The following is a 13,451-nucleotide window of genomic DNA, read 5'->3' on the forward strand; positions in this document are numbered from 1 at the left end:
CGCCGGCGAGACCCAAGAAATATTTATACCCCCGTATCGCAACTTACGATTGGACGCCCCAGGGTCCTGACGATGCAATGGCGGCGCATCGACAATGATCGCTGCCGGGGCTCCTGACTTCCCGATAGCCATCCGCGCGCGACGAGGATAACGGGATCCCGCGCGCGGCATACCATCCCGCCAGCTAGGAGTTTTGTCCATGAAAAAGTCTCTCGCTTTCGCCGCCGTCGCCGCCAGCCTGTTGGCCGGCGCCGCCCAGGCCCAGGACCTGCCCAAGACCCAACTGAAGGTAGTGGGGGGCTTGAGCAACCTGACCGCCTACAACGACTACGAAAAGCCGTTCTGGACCAAGACGATCCCCGAGCTGTCCAAGGGCCAGGTCACGGCGACGATCAAGGGTTTCAATGAAATGGGCCTGAAGGGTCCCGAATTGCTGCGCCTGATGTCGCAGGGCGTGGTCGAGTTCGGCACCGCCACGCTGGCCTATTTCGCCAGCGACAATCCCATCAACGAGGCCATCGACCTGGCCGGCCTGGCGCCGGATGCCAAGACCGCGCGCGCCGTGACCGACGCATTCGAACCGGTCTACGCCAAGCTGTACGGCGAAGGCAGCAACGTCAAGCTGCTGGGCATCTCCACCTATCCCGCCCAGGTGCTGTTCTGCAACGCCGAGATCAAGGGCCTGGCCGACATCAAGGGCAAGAAGGTGCGCACCAGCAGCCGCACCACCGCCGAATTCGTCGAGGCGCTGGGCGGTTCCAGCGTGACGATGGCGTTCGGCGAAGTCGTGCCGGCGCTGCAGAACAAGGTGGTGGACTGCGCCATCACGGGTTCGCTGTCGGGTTATTCGGCCAAATGGTATGAAGTCTCCACCCACCTGGTCGCGCTGCCGATCAACTGGAACCAGCAGATCCACGCCGTGAACCAGAAGGCCTGGGACAAGCTGGATCCCAACGTGCGCACCTTCCTGCAGACCAACGTGAAGACGCTGGTCGACAACATCTGGGACGCCGCCGCGCGCCAGACCCAGGAAGGCTACGACTGCAACACCGGCGCGGCCGCCTGCCCGTATCCCGTCAAGGGCAAGATGGTGCTGGTCCAGCCCTCCGACGCCGACCGCGAACTGCTCAAGAAGGTCACGCAGGAAGCCGTGCTGCCCAAGTGGGCCGCGCGTTGCTCGGCCCAGTGCGTGAAGGACTTCAACGCCACCATCGGCAAGACGCTGGGCGTGGTCGCCCAGAAGTAGGTCCCCTGAAGCGCTGCGCGCTTTTCCCCGGGGGGGGGGCATGCCAGCGGACCGGCGGAGCCGGATCCGCGGCATCCCGACCCGGGGGCTTGTTACATAGACGGGGAGGCGACGTGCAGTCGGCTCCGTAAAGGTTCTTTATGACTCAATCCGAACACTTCCGCCTGCTCGGCGGCATCTTGCGGCGTGCCGAGAGTTTCTCGCGCATGGCCGTCTGGGCCGGCGGCGCCTTGACGGTGGCCAGCGTCCTGCTGATTTCGTTCGACGTGCTGGCCCGAAAATTCCTGGGTTTCACCACCGGCGGCGCCGACGAACTGTCGAGCTACGCCTTCGCCATCAGCACCTCCTGGGCGCTGGCCTTCGCCACGCTGCAGCGCGCCAATGTGCGCGTGGACGTGCTGTACCAGCACATGCCGGTGCGCGTGGCCGCCGTGCTCGACTGGATTTCCATGGTGGCCCTGGCCATCTTCATGGTCTACCTGACCTATTACGCGTCCGAGGTGGTGCAGGCCTCGTGGGCGCAGAAGTCGACCGCCAACACGCCCTTGGCTACGCCCTTGTGGATTCCGCAAGGCCTGTGGCTGCTGGGCCTGGCCTGGATGTGCATCACCGTGGCGCTGATGCTGGCGCGCGCCTCGGCGGCGCTGGTGACGGGCGACCTTGAGCTGGTCAAGAACATCTGCGGCGTGCGTTCGGCGCAGGAAGAGGCCGACGAGGAAGCCGCCGCCGGCGAGCGCATGGTCAAGGGAGACGCAGCATGATTTCGACCGCATTGATCCTGCTCCTGGTGCTGATCGGCCTGTCCATTCCCGTGGGCGCGGCACTGGGCGTGCTGGGCCTGATACTGGACCCGATGTTCTCCATGCTGCCGCTCACGCGGGCCATCGGCGAGATCTCCTGGAGCACCAACAACGAATTCCTGCTGGTGGCGATCCCGCTGTTCATCATGCTGGGAGAAGTGCTGTTGCGCGCGGGCTTCGCCGAGCGCATGTACGGCGCGATGAGCCTGTGGCTGTCGTGGCTGCCGGGCGGGCTGATGCACGCCAACATCGGCGCGTCCACGCTGTTTTCGGCCACGTCCGGTTCCAGCGTGGCCACGGCCGCGACCGTGGGCACCGTCGCCATCCCGCAGATCCGCAAGTACGGCTATAACGAGCCGCTGTTCCTGGGCAGCCTGGCGGCCGGAGGCACGCTCGGCATCCTGATCCCGCCGTCCATCAACCTGGTCATCTATGGCGTGCTGACGAATTCGTCCGTGCCCAAGCTGTACCTGGCCGGCATCATCCCGGGCTTCGCGATGGCGGCGCTGTTCATGCTGACCGTGGTTGTCGCCTGCGTGGCCAAGCCGTCCTGGGGCGGCAAGAAGATCCAGGCAACCTGGGGCCAGCGCCTGGCCAGCCTGGTGCACCTGGCGCCGCCGATGGGGATTTTCTTTCTGGTGGTGGGCTCCATCTACGCCGGCCTGGCGACGCCGACCGAGGCGGCCGCGCTGGGCGTGCTGGGCGCGCTGATCCTGGCCGCGTGGTTCCGCCGGCTGACGTGGTCGATGCTGCGCGAGGTCATGGAAGGCACCATGCGTTCCACGGCCATGATCATGCTGATCGTCATCGCGGCCAGCTTCCTGAACTTCGTCATGTCCGCCACCGGACTGACCGACGCGCTGACGCAGTCGATCACCGGCCTGGGCCTGTCGCCCGGATGGATGCTGCTGATCGTGGTGGTCTTCTACCTGGTGCTCGGCTGCTTCATGGAGACGCTGTCCATGATGATCACCACCATCCCCATCGTGGCGCCGATCATGATCGGGCTGGGGTTCGATCCCATCTGGCTGGGCATCGTGATCATCATCCTGGTCGAGGCCGCGCTCATCACGCCGCCGGTGGGCCTGAACCTGTTCGTCGTGCAGAGCCTGCGCAAGAGCGGGTCCATGAACGCAGTGATCGTGGGCAGCCTGCCGTTCGTCGCGGCCATGTTCGTGATGCTGGCGCTGCTGGCGTTCTGGCCCGACCTGGCGCTGTGGCTGCCGCGCGTCTTCGGTTGAGCGTCATTCCTCCACGCACGTCCCGGGCGCGGCGAGCCGCCGCGCCTTTTACCTCCTAGTTTCCGCAGGACAGATATGAAAGCCGTATTCCAGATCGAAGACACCCAGCCCCGCCAGGTTGAAGTGGATTTCAACACCGTGATCGTTGCCGGCTGGGCCGGCCGCGATATGGCGGCCATCGAGCACCACATCGAGGAACTGGCCGCCATCGGCGTGCCGCGACCGAGCAGCGTGCCGCTGTATTACCGCATCGCCGACAACCAGCTGACCCAGGACGAGACCGTGCAGGCGCTGGGCGAGGAGTCCTCGGGCGAGGTCGAGACCTTCGTGTTCGCGGTCGATGGAGAGATGTACGTCAGCATCGCCTCGGACCACACCGATCGCAAGCTCGAGACCTACAGCGTGGCCATGTCCAAGCAGGTCTGCGTGAAGCCCGTGGCCAGGAGCGCCTGGCGCCTGGCCGACGTGGCGGACTACTGGGACGAACTGGTCATCCGTTCCTACATCGTCGAGAACGGCGTGGAAGTCCTGTACCAGGAAGGTCCGCTGGCCTCGCTGCGCACGCCGCAGGACCTGATCGCCGGTTATACCGGCGGCGCGGCCGTGCTGCCCGAAGGCGCGGGTATGACCTGCGGCACGGTGGGCGCGATCGGCGGGATCCGCCCGTCGGTGGACTTCACGATGGAGTTGCACGATCCGCGCCGCCAGCGCAGCCTGCGTCACCGCTATCATGTCGAGACGCTTCCCGTGGTGGCCTGAACCCGCCCGGGCGCTGATCGCCAGGCGCGCCGATGACGGGCGCGCCGATTCGCACTTTTGCCGCCTGGCGGCGCTAGGATGACTATGGTTTCGACCCTGAATGATCTGAATCTGGCCCTGCGGGAAGGCCGCGTGAGTTCCGTGGAACTGACGGAAGCCGCGCTGGCGCGGGCCCAGGACGAAGCGGGCGAGGGCGCCCGCGTCTTCACCCGCTTGTATGCCGAATCCGCGCTGGCGCAGGCGCGCGCCTCGGACACCCTGCGCGCGGCGGGTATCGTCCGTTCGGCCGTGGACGGCCTGCCCATCAGCATCAAGGACCTGTTCGACATCGAGGGCGAAACCACGATGGCGGGTTCGGTCGCGCGCGAAGGCGAGCCGGCGGCCGACGCCGATGCGGACGTCGTGCAGCGCCTGGTGGCCGCGGGCGCGGTCATCATCGGCCGCACCAACATGACCGAATTCGCCTACTCGGGACTGGGCATCAATCCCCACTACGGCACGCCGCTGAATCCCTATGACCGCGCCACAGGCCGCATTCCCGGCGGTTCGTCCTCCGGCGCCGCGGTGTCCGTGTCCGACGGCATGTCGGCCGCGGCCATCGGTTCCGACACCGGCGGATCGGTGCGCATCCCCGCTGCGCTTTGCGGTCTGACGGGCTTCAAGCCCAGCGCCTGGCGCGTTTCCATGGACGGCGTGCTGCCGTTGTCGGCCAATCTGGATTCCATCGGTCCCATCGCGGCAAGCGTGCGCTGCTGCGCAGAACTGGACGCCATCCTGTCCGGCGACGGCGGTCCGGTGCCGGAGGCGATGCCGCTGCGCGGCCTGCGCCTGGCGATCCCGACCACGCTGGCGTTGGACGCGATGGACAAGCACGTGGCCGAGAGCTTCGCGGCCGCGGTGAGCCGGCTGAAGAGCGCGGGCGCGCTGGTCGACGAGATCGCGGTTCCGGAATTCGCCGAGCTGTCGGCCATCAACGCCAAGGGCGGCTTCACCGCCGCCGAGGCCTGGGCCTGGCACCGTGACCTGATCGCGCGCGCCGGCAAGCGCTACGACCCCCGCGTGGTGTCGCGCATCATGCGCGGCAAGGACATGAGCGCGGCCGACTACCTGGACCTGCTGGACGCCCGCGAAGCCTGGGTGGCCGCGGTGGACCGGCGCATTGCCGGCTACGATGCGCTGATCATGCCGACCACGCCCATCGTGGCGCCGGCGGTGGCGGATCTGCAGGCCTCGGACGATGCCTATTACGCCGCCAACGGCCTGATCCTGCGCAATCCCACGCTGATCAATTTCCTGGATGGCTGCGCGCTGTCGCTGCCTTGCCAGGCGGCGGGCACGGCGCCGGTGGGCCTGATGATCGCCGGCAGCAATGGCGCCGACCGCCGCATCCTGGCCATCGGCCTTTCGGTCGAGGAACTGCTCGCCGACCGGTAACGCCGGGGCAGGCAGGCGCTAAGATGGCATCTCCACAGCCGGATCCGGTGCCATGATCGATCTGCGCAATATCGAGACGTTCTTCTGGGTGGCGACGCTGGGCGGCTTTCGCGCCGCGGCCGAAAAGCTCAGCGCCACCCAGCCCGCGATTTCCCAGCGCATCGCTTCGCTGGAGTCCGACCTGGGCGTCCGGCTCTTCGATCGCGACACCCGCGGCATCAAGCTGACCGGCAAGGGGCGAGAGCTGCTGTCGCATGCCGAGCGCATGCTGCAGATGCGGCGCGACATGCAGGAAGCCGCCCGCGCCAAGAGCGTCATGAGCGGCACGCTCAGGCTGGGTGTGTCCGAAACCATCGTCCACACCTGGCTGCCCGCCTTGATGGAACACCTGCACGACGCCTATCCGGCGCTGATGGTCGAGATCCAGGTGGATACCACCACCATGCTCAAGACGCAGCTGGCTTCGCGCCAGATCGACCTGGCGTTCCTGCTGGGGCCGATGGAGGAGCCCCGGGTCGAGAACCTCTACCTGTGCAACTATCCCTTGCGCTGGGTGGCGAGCCCCAAGCTCAGGGTAGGGCGCCAGCCCATTGCCCTGAAGCGGCTCGCGCAGTGGCCCGTCATCACGTATTCCTCCACCACCGACCCGCACCGCGCCGTGCGCCAGCTGCTGCAGCAGGCAGGCGTGGAGGCCCCGCGCATGTATGGCAGCTCGGCGCTGAGCGTGATCGTGCGGATGGCGCAGGACGGCATCGGCACGGCCGTCATCGCGCCCGTGATCCTGCACAAGGAGCTGGCCCAGGGCGAACTCCGCATCCTGGACGTCAAGGCGCCGGCCTTGCCGCCGCTGCATTACACGGCCTGCTGGATGCAGGGGCCCGACAGCCAGATTCCGCGGGCCGTGGCCGAGGCGGCGCAGCAGATCGCCCGCGAAGAGGCGCTGCGCCATCCGGCATAACCCTGATAAGTAAATTTGATCGGGGTTTATCGCAACTTGTGATTGGACGGCCGGCCGCGGTTCCTGTGCAATGCCGCGTATCGACATCGTCATCAAAGAGGATAGCCATGGTTTCGAATCCTGGTGCGCGCGGCAGCGTGGAATTGGCGCGGCAGGCGCGTCTGGACGCGCGCAGCGGCAAGCTGACCGGTCCTACCGCGAACCTGGCGCCGGGCCACGTCCAGGCCAACCTGGCGATCCTGCCGCGCGCGCTGGCGGCGGACTTCCTGCACTTTTGCCAGCGCAATCCCAAGCCCTGTCCGCTGCTGGCCATGTCCGAGCCGGGCGCCCCCTCGTTGCCGGAACTGGGCCAGGATATCGACATCCGCACCGACATCCCGCGCTATCGCGTCTGGAAGGACGGCGAACTGGTGGCCGAGCCCACCGACGTGCGCGACATCTGGCGCGACGACCTGGTTTCGTTCCTGATCGGATGTTCGTTCTCGTTCGAGGAAGCGATGCTGGACAACGGCCTGCCGGTGCGTCACATCGAGCAGGGCTGCAACGTTCCGATGTACCGCACCAACGTTGCGACCCACGCCGCGGGCGTCTTCAGCGGCCCGCTGGTCGTGTCGATGCGTCCCTTGAAGGCCGCCGACGCGATCCGCGCCATACAGGTCACTTCGCGCTTTCCATCGGTCCACGGCGCGCCGGTCCACATCGGCGACCCCTCGTTGATCGGGATTGCCGATATCGGCCGCCCGGACTATGGTGACCCCGTGGAGATACGGGCCGGCGAAATGCCGGTGTTCTGGGCTTGCGGCGTGACGCCGCAGTCCGTGGTCGCCGCGGTGCGTCCCGAGTTTTGCATCACCCACGCGCCGGGCCACATGCTGGTCACGGATCTCGTCAACAGCAGGATGGCGGTGTTCTGACCGCCGCGCCGCCCGGCTGCGCTTCGGCGGCCGGCGGCAAGATGCCGTTCCAGCAGTAGCGGTTGTGCCACCAAAACGATCCATCACAGGACAAGGGGAAATGGCGACAACAGTTCAGGTCCTGGCCGCCTCCGACCGGAGGACGCCGGGCCGCCGCGAGTCCGCGCGCGCCTGCCCGGCGCGCCGCGGCCCATGCATTTGCATTGTTTTCTCACCTAGCCGCACCAATCCAGGAGTCTAGTAATGAAGATGAAGCTCATTGCGGGTGTCGCCGCGAGTCTGGCGCTGATCGCCGCCGTGCCTGCCCAGGCGCAGGACAAGGCGGTGCGCATCGGCGCGATTTATCCCCTGTCCGGCGCGCTGGCGTCGACCGGCTCGGAGATCAAGGCGGCCATCGAACTGGCCGTGGACATCATCAACAATCCGCATCCGGAGCTGGAGGGCATTCCGCTTGCCTCGGGCAGCGGCCTGACCAAGCTGGGCGGCGCCAAGATCGAGGTGGTGTTCGGCGATTCGCAGGGCAAGCCCGAGGTGGGGCTGGCCGACGCGCAGCGACTGATCGACCAGGAGAAGGTGGTGGCGCTGACGGGTGCCTACCAGTCCGCCGTGACCAAGACGGCCAGCCGCATCGCCGAACAGCGCGGCATTCCCTACGTGAACGGCGAATCGAGCAGCCCCGATCTCACCGAGCGCGGCTACAAGTGGTTCTTCCGCACCTCGCCCAACGACGACACCTTCGTCGAGAACATGATGCAGTTCCTGGACGGGGTGAAGACGGTGCCGACGGCCAAGATCGCCGTGGTGTACGAAAACACCGACTTCGGCGTGAACACCTACAAGGCCGTCGAGAAGTTCGCCAAGCAGTACAAGCGCGAACTGGTCGCCAACATCGCCTACAGCGCGGGCTCCGCCTCGGTGACGGCGGAAGTGCAGAAACTGGCGGCCGCCAAGCCCGACGTGGCGATCTTCGCCAGCTACACGTCCGACGCCATGCTCTTCGTGCGCACCATGCGCGAAAGCAAGTATGCGCCGCCTGTGCTGCTGGCCAATGACGCGGGTTTCATCGATTCGCGCTTCGTGCAGGAAGTGGGGCCGCAGGTGCAGGGCGTGCTGACGCGCGACGTATGGGGCAACGACGTCGCAGCCGCCAAGGCCGGCCTGAAGAAGATCAACGACATGTACAAGGCCAAGACGGGCAAGGATCTGAACGGCAACAACGCGCGCTCGATGCAAGGGGTGCTGGTGCTCGCGGACGCCATCAACCGGGCGGGCTCGACGGATCCCGAAGCCATTCGCAAGGCGCTGGTCGCCACCGACCTCGGCGAAGCGCAGGTCGCCATGCCCTGGGCCGGCGTGCAGTTCGACGCCAAGGGCCAGAACACCAAGGGCGCGGGCCTGATCCTGGAGCTGAAAGGGGCGTCCTACCAGACGGTATGGCCGGAGAAGTACCGCACGGACAAGAGCCTGCCCACGCTGCCGTTTGCCTGGAAATAACCCTGGACCCTGTTCTTCGGAACAGGCCCTGGCATGACGCGGCGGGCCGCGGGGCCCGCCGCAGGAGCACTCCATGTTCGAAGCTCTCTCGGCAGGCCTGTTCAACGGCCTGATCTATGCCGCGGTGGCGGTGGGGCTGGCGCTGATCTGGGGCATTACCGACGTCATCAATTTCGCCCACGGCGAATTCCTGATGCTGGGCATGTATGCCGCCTATTGGCTCTACACCCTCGGCCACATCGACCCAACCCTGTCGGCGCCGCTGGTGGCCGTCGCGCTCGCCTTCGTCGGATTCCTGACCTACGCGCTGATCATCCGGCGGCTTCAGAAGGGGCCGGCGATGGCGGTCATCCTGGCCACCTTCGGGCTGGGCCTGGTGTTGCGCCAGATCGCCTTCATCGCTTTCAGCCCCGACTATCGCAGCCTGCCCGATACGCTGGTTTCCGGCAGCGTGACGGTGGCGGGCATCTCGCTGGGACGCCCGCAGGTGGTCACCGGCCTGATCGCCCTGGTGGTCGTCGCGGCCCTGTTCGTGCTGGTGTACCGGACCCGCTGGGGCCACGCCCTGCAGGCGGTGGCGGAAGACCGCCAGGTGGCCGCGCTGGTGGGCATCTCGCCGGACCGGGTCAATGCCCAGGTCTGGATGCTGGGCAGTGCGGCGGTCGGCCTGGCCGGCGCCTTGCTGACGACTTTCTTCTACGTCTTCCCATCGGTGGGCACGGTGTTCGGGCTGCTGGCGTTCGTGGCGGTGTGCATGGGCGGCTTCGGTTCGCTGCCGGGCGCTTTCATCGCGGGGATACTGATCGGCATCATCGAGGCCATGACCGGCTATTTCGTTGCGCCGGCGATGAAAACCGTGAGCGTGTTCATCCTCTTCATCCTGGTTCTCTGGTATCGGCCGCGCGGCCTGTTCGGACGGTGGTGACAGATGCAGACGACACAGAAAATCGATACCGGGTCTTCGGGCGTGCGCAAGTGGCCCGTCGCGGCGGCAGCCGTGGCCGCCGTCGTCATGGCGCTGGTGCCGCTGGCGGTGACGGACGCCTTCACGCTGCAGGTGCTGCTGCTTGCGATCATGTTCGGCGCGCTTGGCGCGTGCTGGAATCTCGTGGGCGGCTTCCTGGGGCGGATCTCGTTCGGCCACAGCGTGTTCGTGGGGGTGGGGGGCTACACCACGTTGTTGCTGCTGCATCACCTGAAGCTCACCCCGCTGCTGGGCATCCCGCTGGGCGGGCTGATCAGTGCGGCGCTGGCGTGGCTGGTGGGCGGGCCGACCTTGCGGCTGTCCGGCCACTACTTCGCCATGGCCACGATCGCGCTGCTGCAGATCGGCCTGCTGCTGCTGATCAACTGGGAATGGGCGGGCGGCGCGGTGGGCCTGGAGGCGCCCATCGGAGACGCCGCCTGGATGCTGCTGTTCCGCAGCAAGGTGCCGTACTACCTGATCGCCGTGGGGCTGGCGTTCCTGACCTTCTGCGCCACGTTCTTCCTGGTGCATTCCAAGACCGGCTTCTACTGGCGCGCGATCAACGGCGACGAGGCCGCATCGCGCAGCCTGGGCGTGCCGGCGGACCGCTACAAAATGCTGGCCTTCGTGATTTCCGCCGGCATGACCGGCGTCTGGGGCGGTTTCTTCGCCATGTACGTGGGGTTCATCGACCCGGAGTCCATGTTCAACCTGACCATGTCCGTGCAGGTCGTGCTGGTGACCATCCTGGGCGGCGTGGGCACGCTGGTGGGGCCCTGGCTGGGGGCCGCGGTGCTGTTGCCGCTGTCAGAAGGCACGCGCGTGCTGTGGGGCAGTTCGGGCATGGGCCTGGATCTGCTGGTCTTTGGCCTGGCCATTCTGCTGGTCACGCTGTTCCTGCCGGGCGGACTGGTCACATTGAGGAGGCGCCGTGGCTCTGCTGGACGTTAAGAACCTGACCAAGCGATTTGGCGGGCTGGTCGCGAACAAGGACATTTCGCTGTCCGTGGACGCGGGTGAAATCGTCGCCATCATCGGCCCCAACGGCGCGGGCAAGAGCACGTTGTTCAACGGCCTGGTGGGCCATCACGAACCCACCTCGGGCACGGTAACCTTCGATGGCCAATCCATGATCGGCCGGCGGCCGGAGCAGGTGGCGGCGATGGGCCTGGTCCGCACGTATCAGATTCCCCGCAGTTTCGGCCAGATGACGGTGCTGGAAAATGCCATGGTCGGCGCGCTGCTGCGCCATCCGCGGCTGCCCGACGCCCGCCGGGAATCCGCCCGAGTGCTGGAGCTTGTGGGCCTGGCCGACCGCGCCGGCGTGCGGGCGGCGGAGCTCAACGTGGCCGGGCAGAAGCGCGTCGAGCTCGCCCGGGCGCTGGCGACGGAGCCGCGCATGCTGCTGCTCGACGAAGTCGCCGGCGGACTCAATCCGGCCGAGGCGATCGCCCTGACCGAGATCCTGCGCGGCATACACGCCGCTGGCGTCACGCTCATCATCGTGGAGCACGTGCTGGAGGTGGTCATGCGCCTGGCGCAGCGCGTGCTGGTGCTGAATTTCGGGCAGATGATCGCCGAGGGCGCGCCCCAGGAGATCGTGCGCAATCCCGCCGTCATCGAAGCCTATCTGGGGAGAAAGCACCGTGCCTGATGCGATGCTGAAAGTCGAGAACCTGAGCGTGGCCTACGGCGGCGTGCAAGCGGTGCGCGGCGTGTCGCTGGAGGTCCGGCCGGGCGAGATCGCCGCCTTGCTGGGCGCCAACGGCGCGGGCAAGTCCAGCACCTTGATGGCCATCGTGGGCGCGGTCAGACCCAAGGAAGGCCGTGTGGTCTTCGAAGGGAAAGATATCACCGGCACCCCGCCGGACAGGCTGGTGACGCAAGGCATCTCCATGATTCCGGAAGGCGCGCGCGTATTCGCGCGCCAGCCTGTGGAGCAGAACCTGCGCCTGGGGGCCTACACGGTGCGCGACGAGCGGGTCTACCGCGAGCGCCTGGACCGGGTCTATGCCTTGTTCCCGCGGCTGAAAGAGCGGCGCGAGCAGCTGGCGGGCACGATGTCCGGGGGCGAGCGCCAGATGCTGGCCATCGGCCGGGCGCTGATGAGCGGCCCGCGACTGCTCCTGATCGACGAACCCAGCCTGGGGCTCTCGCCCCTGCTGGTGGAGCAGGTATTCGACGCGCTGGCTGCGCTGAACCGCGACGATGGGCTGTCGGTGCTGCTGGTGGAGCAGAACATGGCCCAGGCGCTGGAAGTCGCGGCGCGCGCCTACGTCATGCAGAGCGGCCGCGTGGCCCTGTCCGGCGAAGCCGCGGAGCTGGCGGCTTCGGACGAGGTGAGAAAGGCGTACTTGGGGATGTGAGCACAGGGTATGTCCGACACCCGCGGTCTCGCAGGGGTGTCGGACACGCTCGGGGTTCTAGAAGATGTGCCGGAACCCGACCGCGGCGCCCAGCTGGTTGCTCTTGCCGGCGATTTCGCCGCTGGCGGCATCGCTGACCTTGTTCCAGTCCACGGTGCCGTACAGCTGCGAACGCTTGGACAGCGAGTACTCGGCCACGGCGACGAGCGCGTAGCGCTTGCCCTTGTCGCCTTCTTCCACGACGTTCTTGCTCTGGTCGTAGTAGGCGGCGCCGGTAATGGCCCAGCGCGGGGTGGCCTGCCAGGTGACGCCGGCGAAATAGCCGTTGTCCTTGCGGTCCAGGCTGGCGGTGGTGGTTCCGCCCATGACGCCGTTCACCCAGCCGGTTTCGTCCCGGCCGTTGTAGTAGCCGACGAATACCTTGGCGCCGTCGAACTGATAGGAGGCGTTCAGGTTCCATACGCGCTGGCGCAGGTCGGAATCCGTCGCGTCGTAGGTCTGCTGGTAGGCCGCGCCCAGGCCCAGCTGGCCGACGGTGTAGCGCAGGCTGGCGCCGTACTGCTGGCCGGCCTTGTGGTCGTCCCAGTCTTCGCCGTTGGCCCACGACAGCACGACGGACAGGTCGCCGAACGTGTTGGCGTACTTGGTCATGTTGTTCGTGCGCACCCGGGACATCGCGGCGGGCAGCCAGGCGTTCTGGTCGTAGTTGCCGACGGTGAGCGGATCGAAGTAGTCGGCCAGCAGATCGAACATCGGGGTGTTCTGCAGACCCAGGGTCAGGGTGCCGATCTGGCCGCCGTCCAGGCCCACGTAGGCCAGGCGGCTGAACGCCTTGCTCGTGTCCGAGCCACGGCCATTCTGCAGGTTGATGCCGTTTTCGAGCCGGAAGAAGGCGCGGTTGCCGCCGCCCAGGTCTTCCGAGCCGCGCAGGCCCCAGCGGCTGTTGGAAATGGCGCCGTTCTCCATCGACACGCGGCTGCCGTCTTCGCCAACGCTGCCTGCGCTGGTGCTCAGGTAGCGGATGCTGACGTCGGCGATGCCGTACAGGGTGACGCTGGTTTCCGCCGAGGCCGCGCCGGCCGTCAGGCCAAGGCCGGCGAGGGCAAGGGATAGGGTGATGCGTTTCATGCGGGCTCCTCCAGGTGTAGCTGTTATGGTTGCGCCAGGCTTGTGGCCCGGCTTGTTGCGCCTGGCGGGTTGCCAGACGGCGGGCCGCCGCGCCGACGCTTCGGATGAGCGCGGGTCCGGGCGGCAGCCTCGATTGCACATGCG

The 13,451-nt window shown here is 67.0% G+C and carries 13 protein-coding genes; 12 read left to right on the top strand and 1 reads right to left on the bottom strand.

Annotated features, from left to right (window positions below):
• Positions 1 to 199: 199 nt before the first annotated feature.
• The 12 genes from ACN6PJ_RS01820 to ACN6PJ_RS01875 all read left to right on the top strand — a co-directional run bounded on the left by ACN6PJ_RS01820 (position 200) and on the right by ACN6PJ_RS01875 (position 12,179).
• Positions 200 to 1,246 (top strand): TRAP transporter substrate-binding protein, encoded by a 1,047-nt coding sequence (locus ACN6PJ_RS01820; protein ID WP_427994185.1) that lies wholly within the window; start codon positions 200 to 202, stop codon positions 1,244 to 1,246.
• Between the two features lie 140 nt (positions 1,247 to 1,386).
• Positions 1,387 to 2,007: a TRAP transporter small permease subunit gene (locus ACN6PJ_RS01825; protein WP_427994186.1), complete on the top strand. Its 621-nt coding sequence runs from the start codon at positions 1,387 to 1,389 to the stop codon at positions 2,005 to 2,007.
• A complete protein-coding gene (locus ACN6PJ_RS01830; RefSeq protein ID WP_427994187.1) occupies positions 2,004 to 3,287 on the top strand; it encodes a TRAP transporter large permease in 1,284 nt (427 codons plus the stop codon). Before ACN6PJ_RS01825 ends, ACN6PJ_RS01830 begins: the two co-directional genes overlap by 4 nt.
• Before the next feature lie 75 nt (positions 3,288 to 3,362).
• Positions 3,363 to 4,046 (top strand): DUF2848 domain-containing protein, encoded by a 684-nt coding sequence (locus ACN6PJ_RS01835; RefSeq protein WP_427994188.1) that lies wholly within the window; start codon positions 3,363 to 3,365, stop codon positions 4,044 to 4,046.
• A gap of 84 nt (positions 4,047 to 4,130) precedes the next feature.
• Positions 4,131 to 5,480, top strand: a complete 1,350-nt coding sequence (locus ACN6PJ_RS01840) for an amidase (protein WP_427994189.1) — start codon at positions 4,131 to 4,133, stop codon at positions 5,478 to 5,480.
• Between the two features lie 52 nt (positions 5,481 to 5,532).
• A complete protein-coding gene (locus tag ACN6PJ_RS01845) occupies positions 5,533 to 6,438 on the top strand; it encodes a LysR family transcriptional regulator (protein WP_427994190.1) in 906 nt (301 codons plus the stop codon).
• Positions 6,439 to 6,545: 107 nt separating this feature from the next.
• Positions 6,546 to 7,352, top strand: a complete 807-nt coding sequence (locus ACN6PJ_RS01850) for a putative hydro-lyase (protein WP_427994191.1) — start codon at positions 6,546 to 6,548, stop codon at positions 7,350 to 7,352.
• A gap of 243 nt (positions 7,353 to 7,595) precedes the next feature.
• Positions 7,596 to 8,846 (top strand): ABC transporter substrate-binding protein, encoded by a 1,251-nt coding sequence (locus tag ACN6PJ_RS01855; RefSeq protein ID WP_427994192.1) that lies wholly within the window; start codon positions 7,596 to 7,598, stop codon positions 8,844 to 8,846.
• Between the two features lie 73 nt (positions 8,847 to 8,919).
• On the top strand, positions 8,920 to 9,771 hold the full coding sequence (locus ACN6PJ_RS01860; protein ID WP_427994193.1) for a branched-chain amino acid ABC transporter permease: 852 nt from the start codon (positions 8,920 to 8,922) through the stop codon (positions 9,769 to 9,771).
• Positions 9,772 to 9,774: 3 nt separating this feature from the next.
• Entirely contained in the window at positions 9,775 to 10,764 is a 990-nt protein-coding gene (locus tag ACN6PJ_RS01865) for a branched-chain amino acid ABC transporter permease (RefSeq protein ID WP_427994194.1), read from the top strand.
• On the top strand, positions 10,745 to 11,467 hold the full coding sequence (locus ACN6PJ_RS01870) for an ABC transporter ATP-binding protein (protein WP_427994195.1): 723 nt from the start codon (positions 10,745 to 10,747) through the stop codon (positions 11,465 to 11,467). The genes ACN6PJ_RS01865 and ACN6PJ_RS01870 overlap by 20 nt, the downstream gene beginning before the upstream one ends.
• A gap of 4 nt (positions 11,468 to 11,471) precedes the next feature.
• Positions 11,472 to 12,179 carry an ABC transporter ATP-binding protein gene (locus ACN6PJ_RS01875; protein ID WP_427994457.1) on the top strand — a complete coding sequence of 236 codons (708 nt, stop codon included), beginning with the start codon at positions 11,472 to 11,474 and terminating at the stop codon, positions 12,177 to 12,179.
• A 57-nt stretch (positions 12,180 to 12,236) separates the two neighbouring features.
• Here the strand turns inward: ACN6PJ_RS01875 and ACN6PJ_RS01880 are convergent, their stop codons facing one another.
• Entirely contained in the window at positions 12,237 to 13,307 is a 1,071-nt protein-coding gene (locus ACN6PJ_RS01880; protein WP_427994196.1) for a porin, read from the bottom strand.
• Positions 13,308 to 13,451 lie beyond the last annotated feature (144 nt).

This window comes from Achromobacter sp. (assembly GCF_050285585.1).
In the GTDB taxonomy this organism is placed as follows: domain Bacteria; phylum Pseudomonadota; class Gammaproteobacteria; order Burkholderiales; family Burkholderiaceae_B; genus Achromobacter.

Bases quoted from the DNA above. Each gene is read 5' to 3' on its own strand.
- ACN6PJ_RS01820 (WP_427994185.1), top strand. From the start codon at position 200: ATGAAAAAGTCTCTCGCTTTCGCCGCCGTCGCCGCCAGCCTGTTGGCC.
- ACN6PJ_RS01825 (WP_427994186.1), top strand. From the start codon at position 1,387: ATGACTCAATCCGAACACTTCCGCCTGCTCGGCGGCATCTTGCGGCGT.
- ACN6PJ_RS01830 (WP_427994187.1), top strand. From the start codon at position 2,004: ATGATTTCGACCGCATTGATCCTGCTCCTGGTGCTGATCGGCCTGTCC.
- ACN6PJ_RS01835 (WP_427994188.1), top strand. From the start codon at position 3,363: ATGAAAGCCGTATTCCAGATCGAAGACACCCAGCCCCGCCAGGTTGAA.
- ACN6PJ_RS01840 (WP_427994189.1), top strand. From the start codon at position 4,131: ATGGTTTCGACCCTGAATGATCTGAATCTGGCCCTGCGGGAAGGCCGC.
- ACN6PJ_RS01845 (WP_427994190.1), top strand. From the start codon at position 5,533: ATGATCGATCTGCGCAATATCGAGACGTTCTTCTGGGTGGCGACGCTG.
- ACN6PJ_RS01850 (WP_427994191.1), top strand. From the start codon at position 6,546: ATGGTTTCGAATCCTGGTGCGCGCGGCAGCGTGGAATTGGCGCGGCAG.
- ACN6PJ_RS01855 (WP_427994192.1), top strand. From the start codon at position 7,596: ATGAAGATGAAGCTCATTGCGGGTGTCGCCGCGAGTCTGGCGCTGATC.
- ACN6PJ_RS01860 (WP_427994193.1), top strand. From the start codon at position 8,920: ATGTTCGAAGCTCTCTCGGCAGGCCTGTTCAACGGCCTGATCTATGCC.
- ACN6PJ_RS01865 (WP_427994194.1), top strand. From the start codon at position 9,775: ATGCAGACGACACAGAAAATCGATACCGGGTCTTCGGGCGTGCGCAAG.
- ACN6PJ_RS01875 (WP_427994457.1), top strand. From the start codon at position 11,472: ATGCTGAAAGTCGAGAACCTGAGCGTGGCCTACGGCGGCGTGCAAGCG.
- ACN6PJ_RS01880 (WP_427994196.1), bottom strand. From the start codon at position 13,307: ATGAAACGCATCACCCTATCCCTTGCCCTCGCCGGCCTTGGCCTGACG.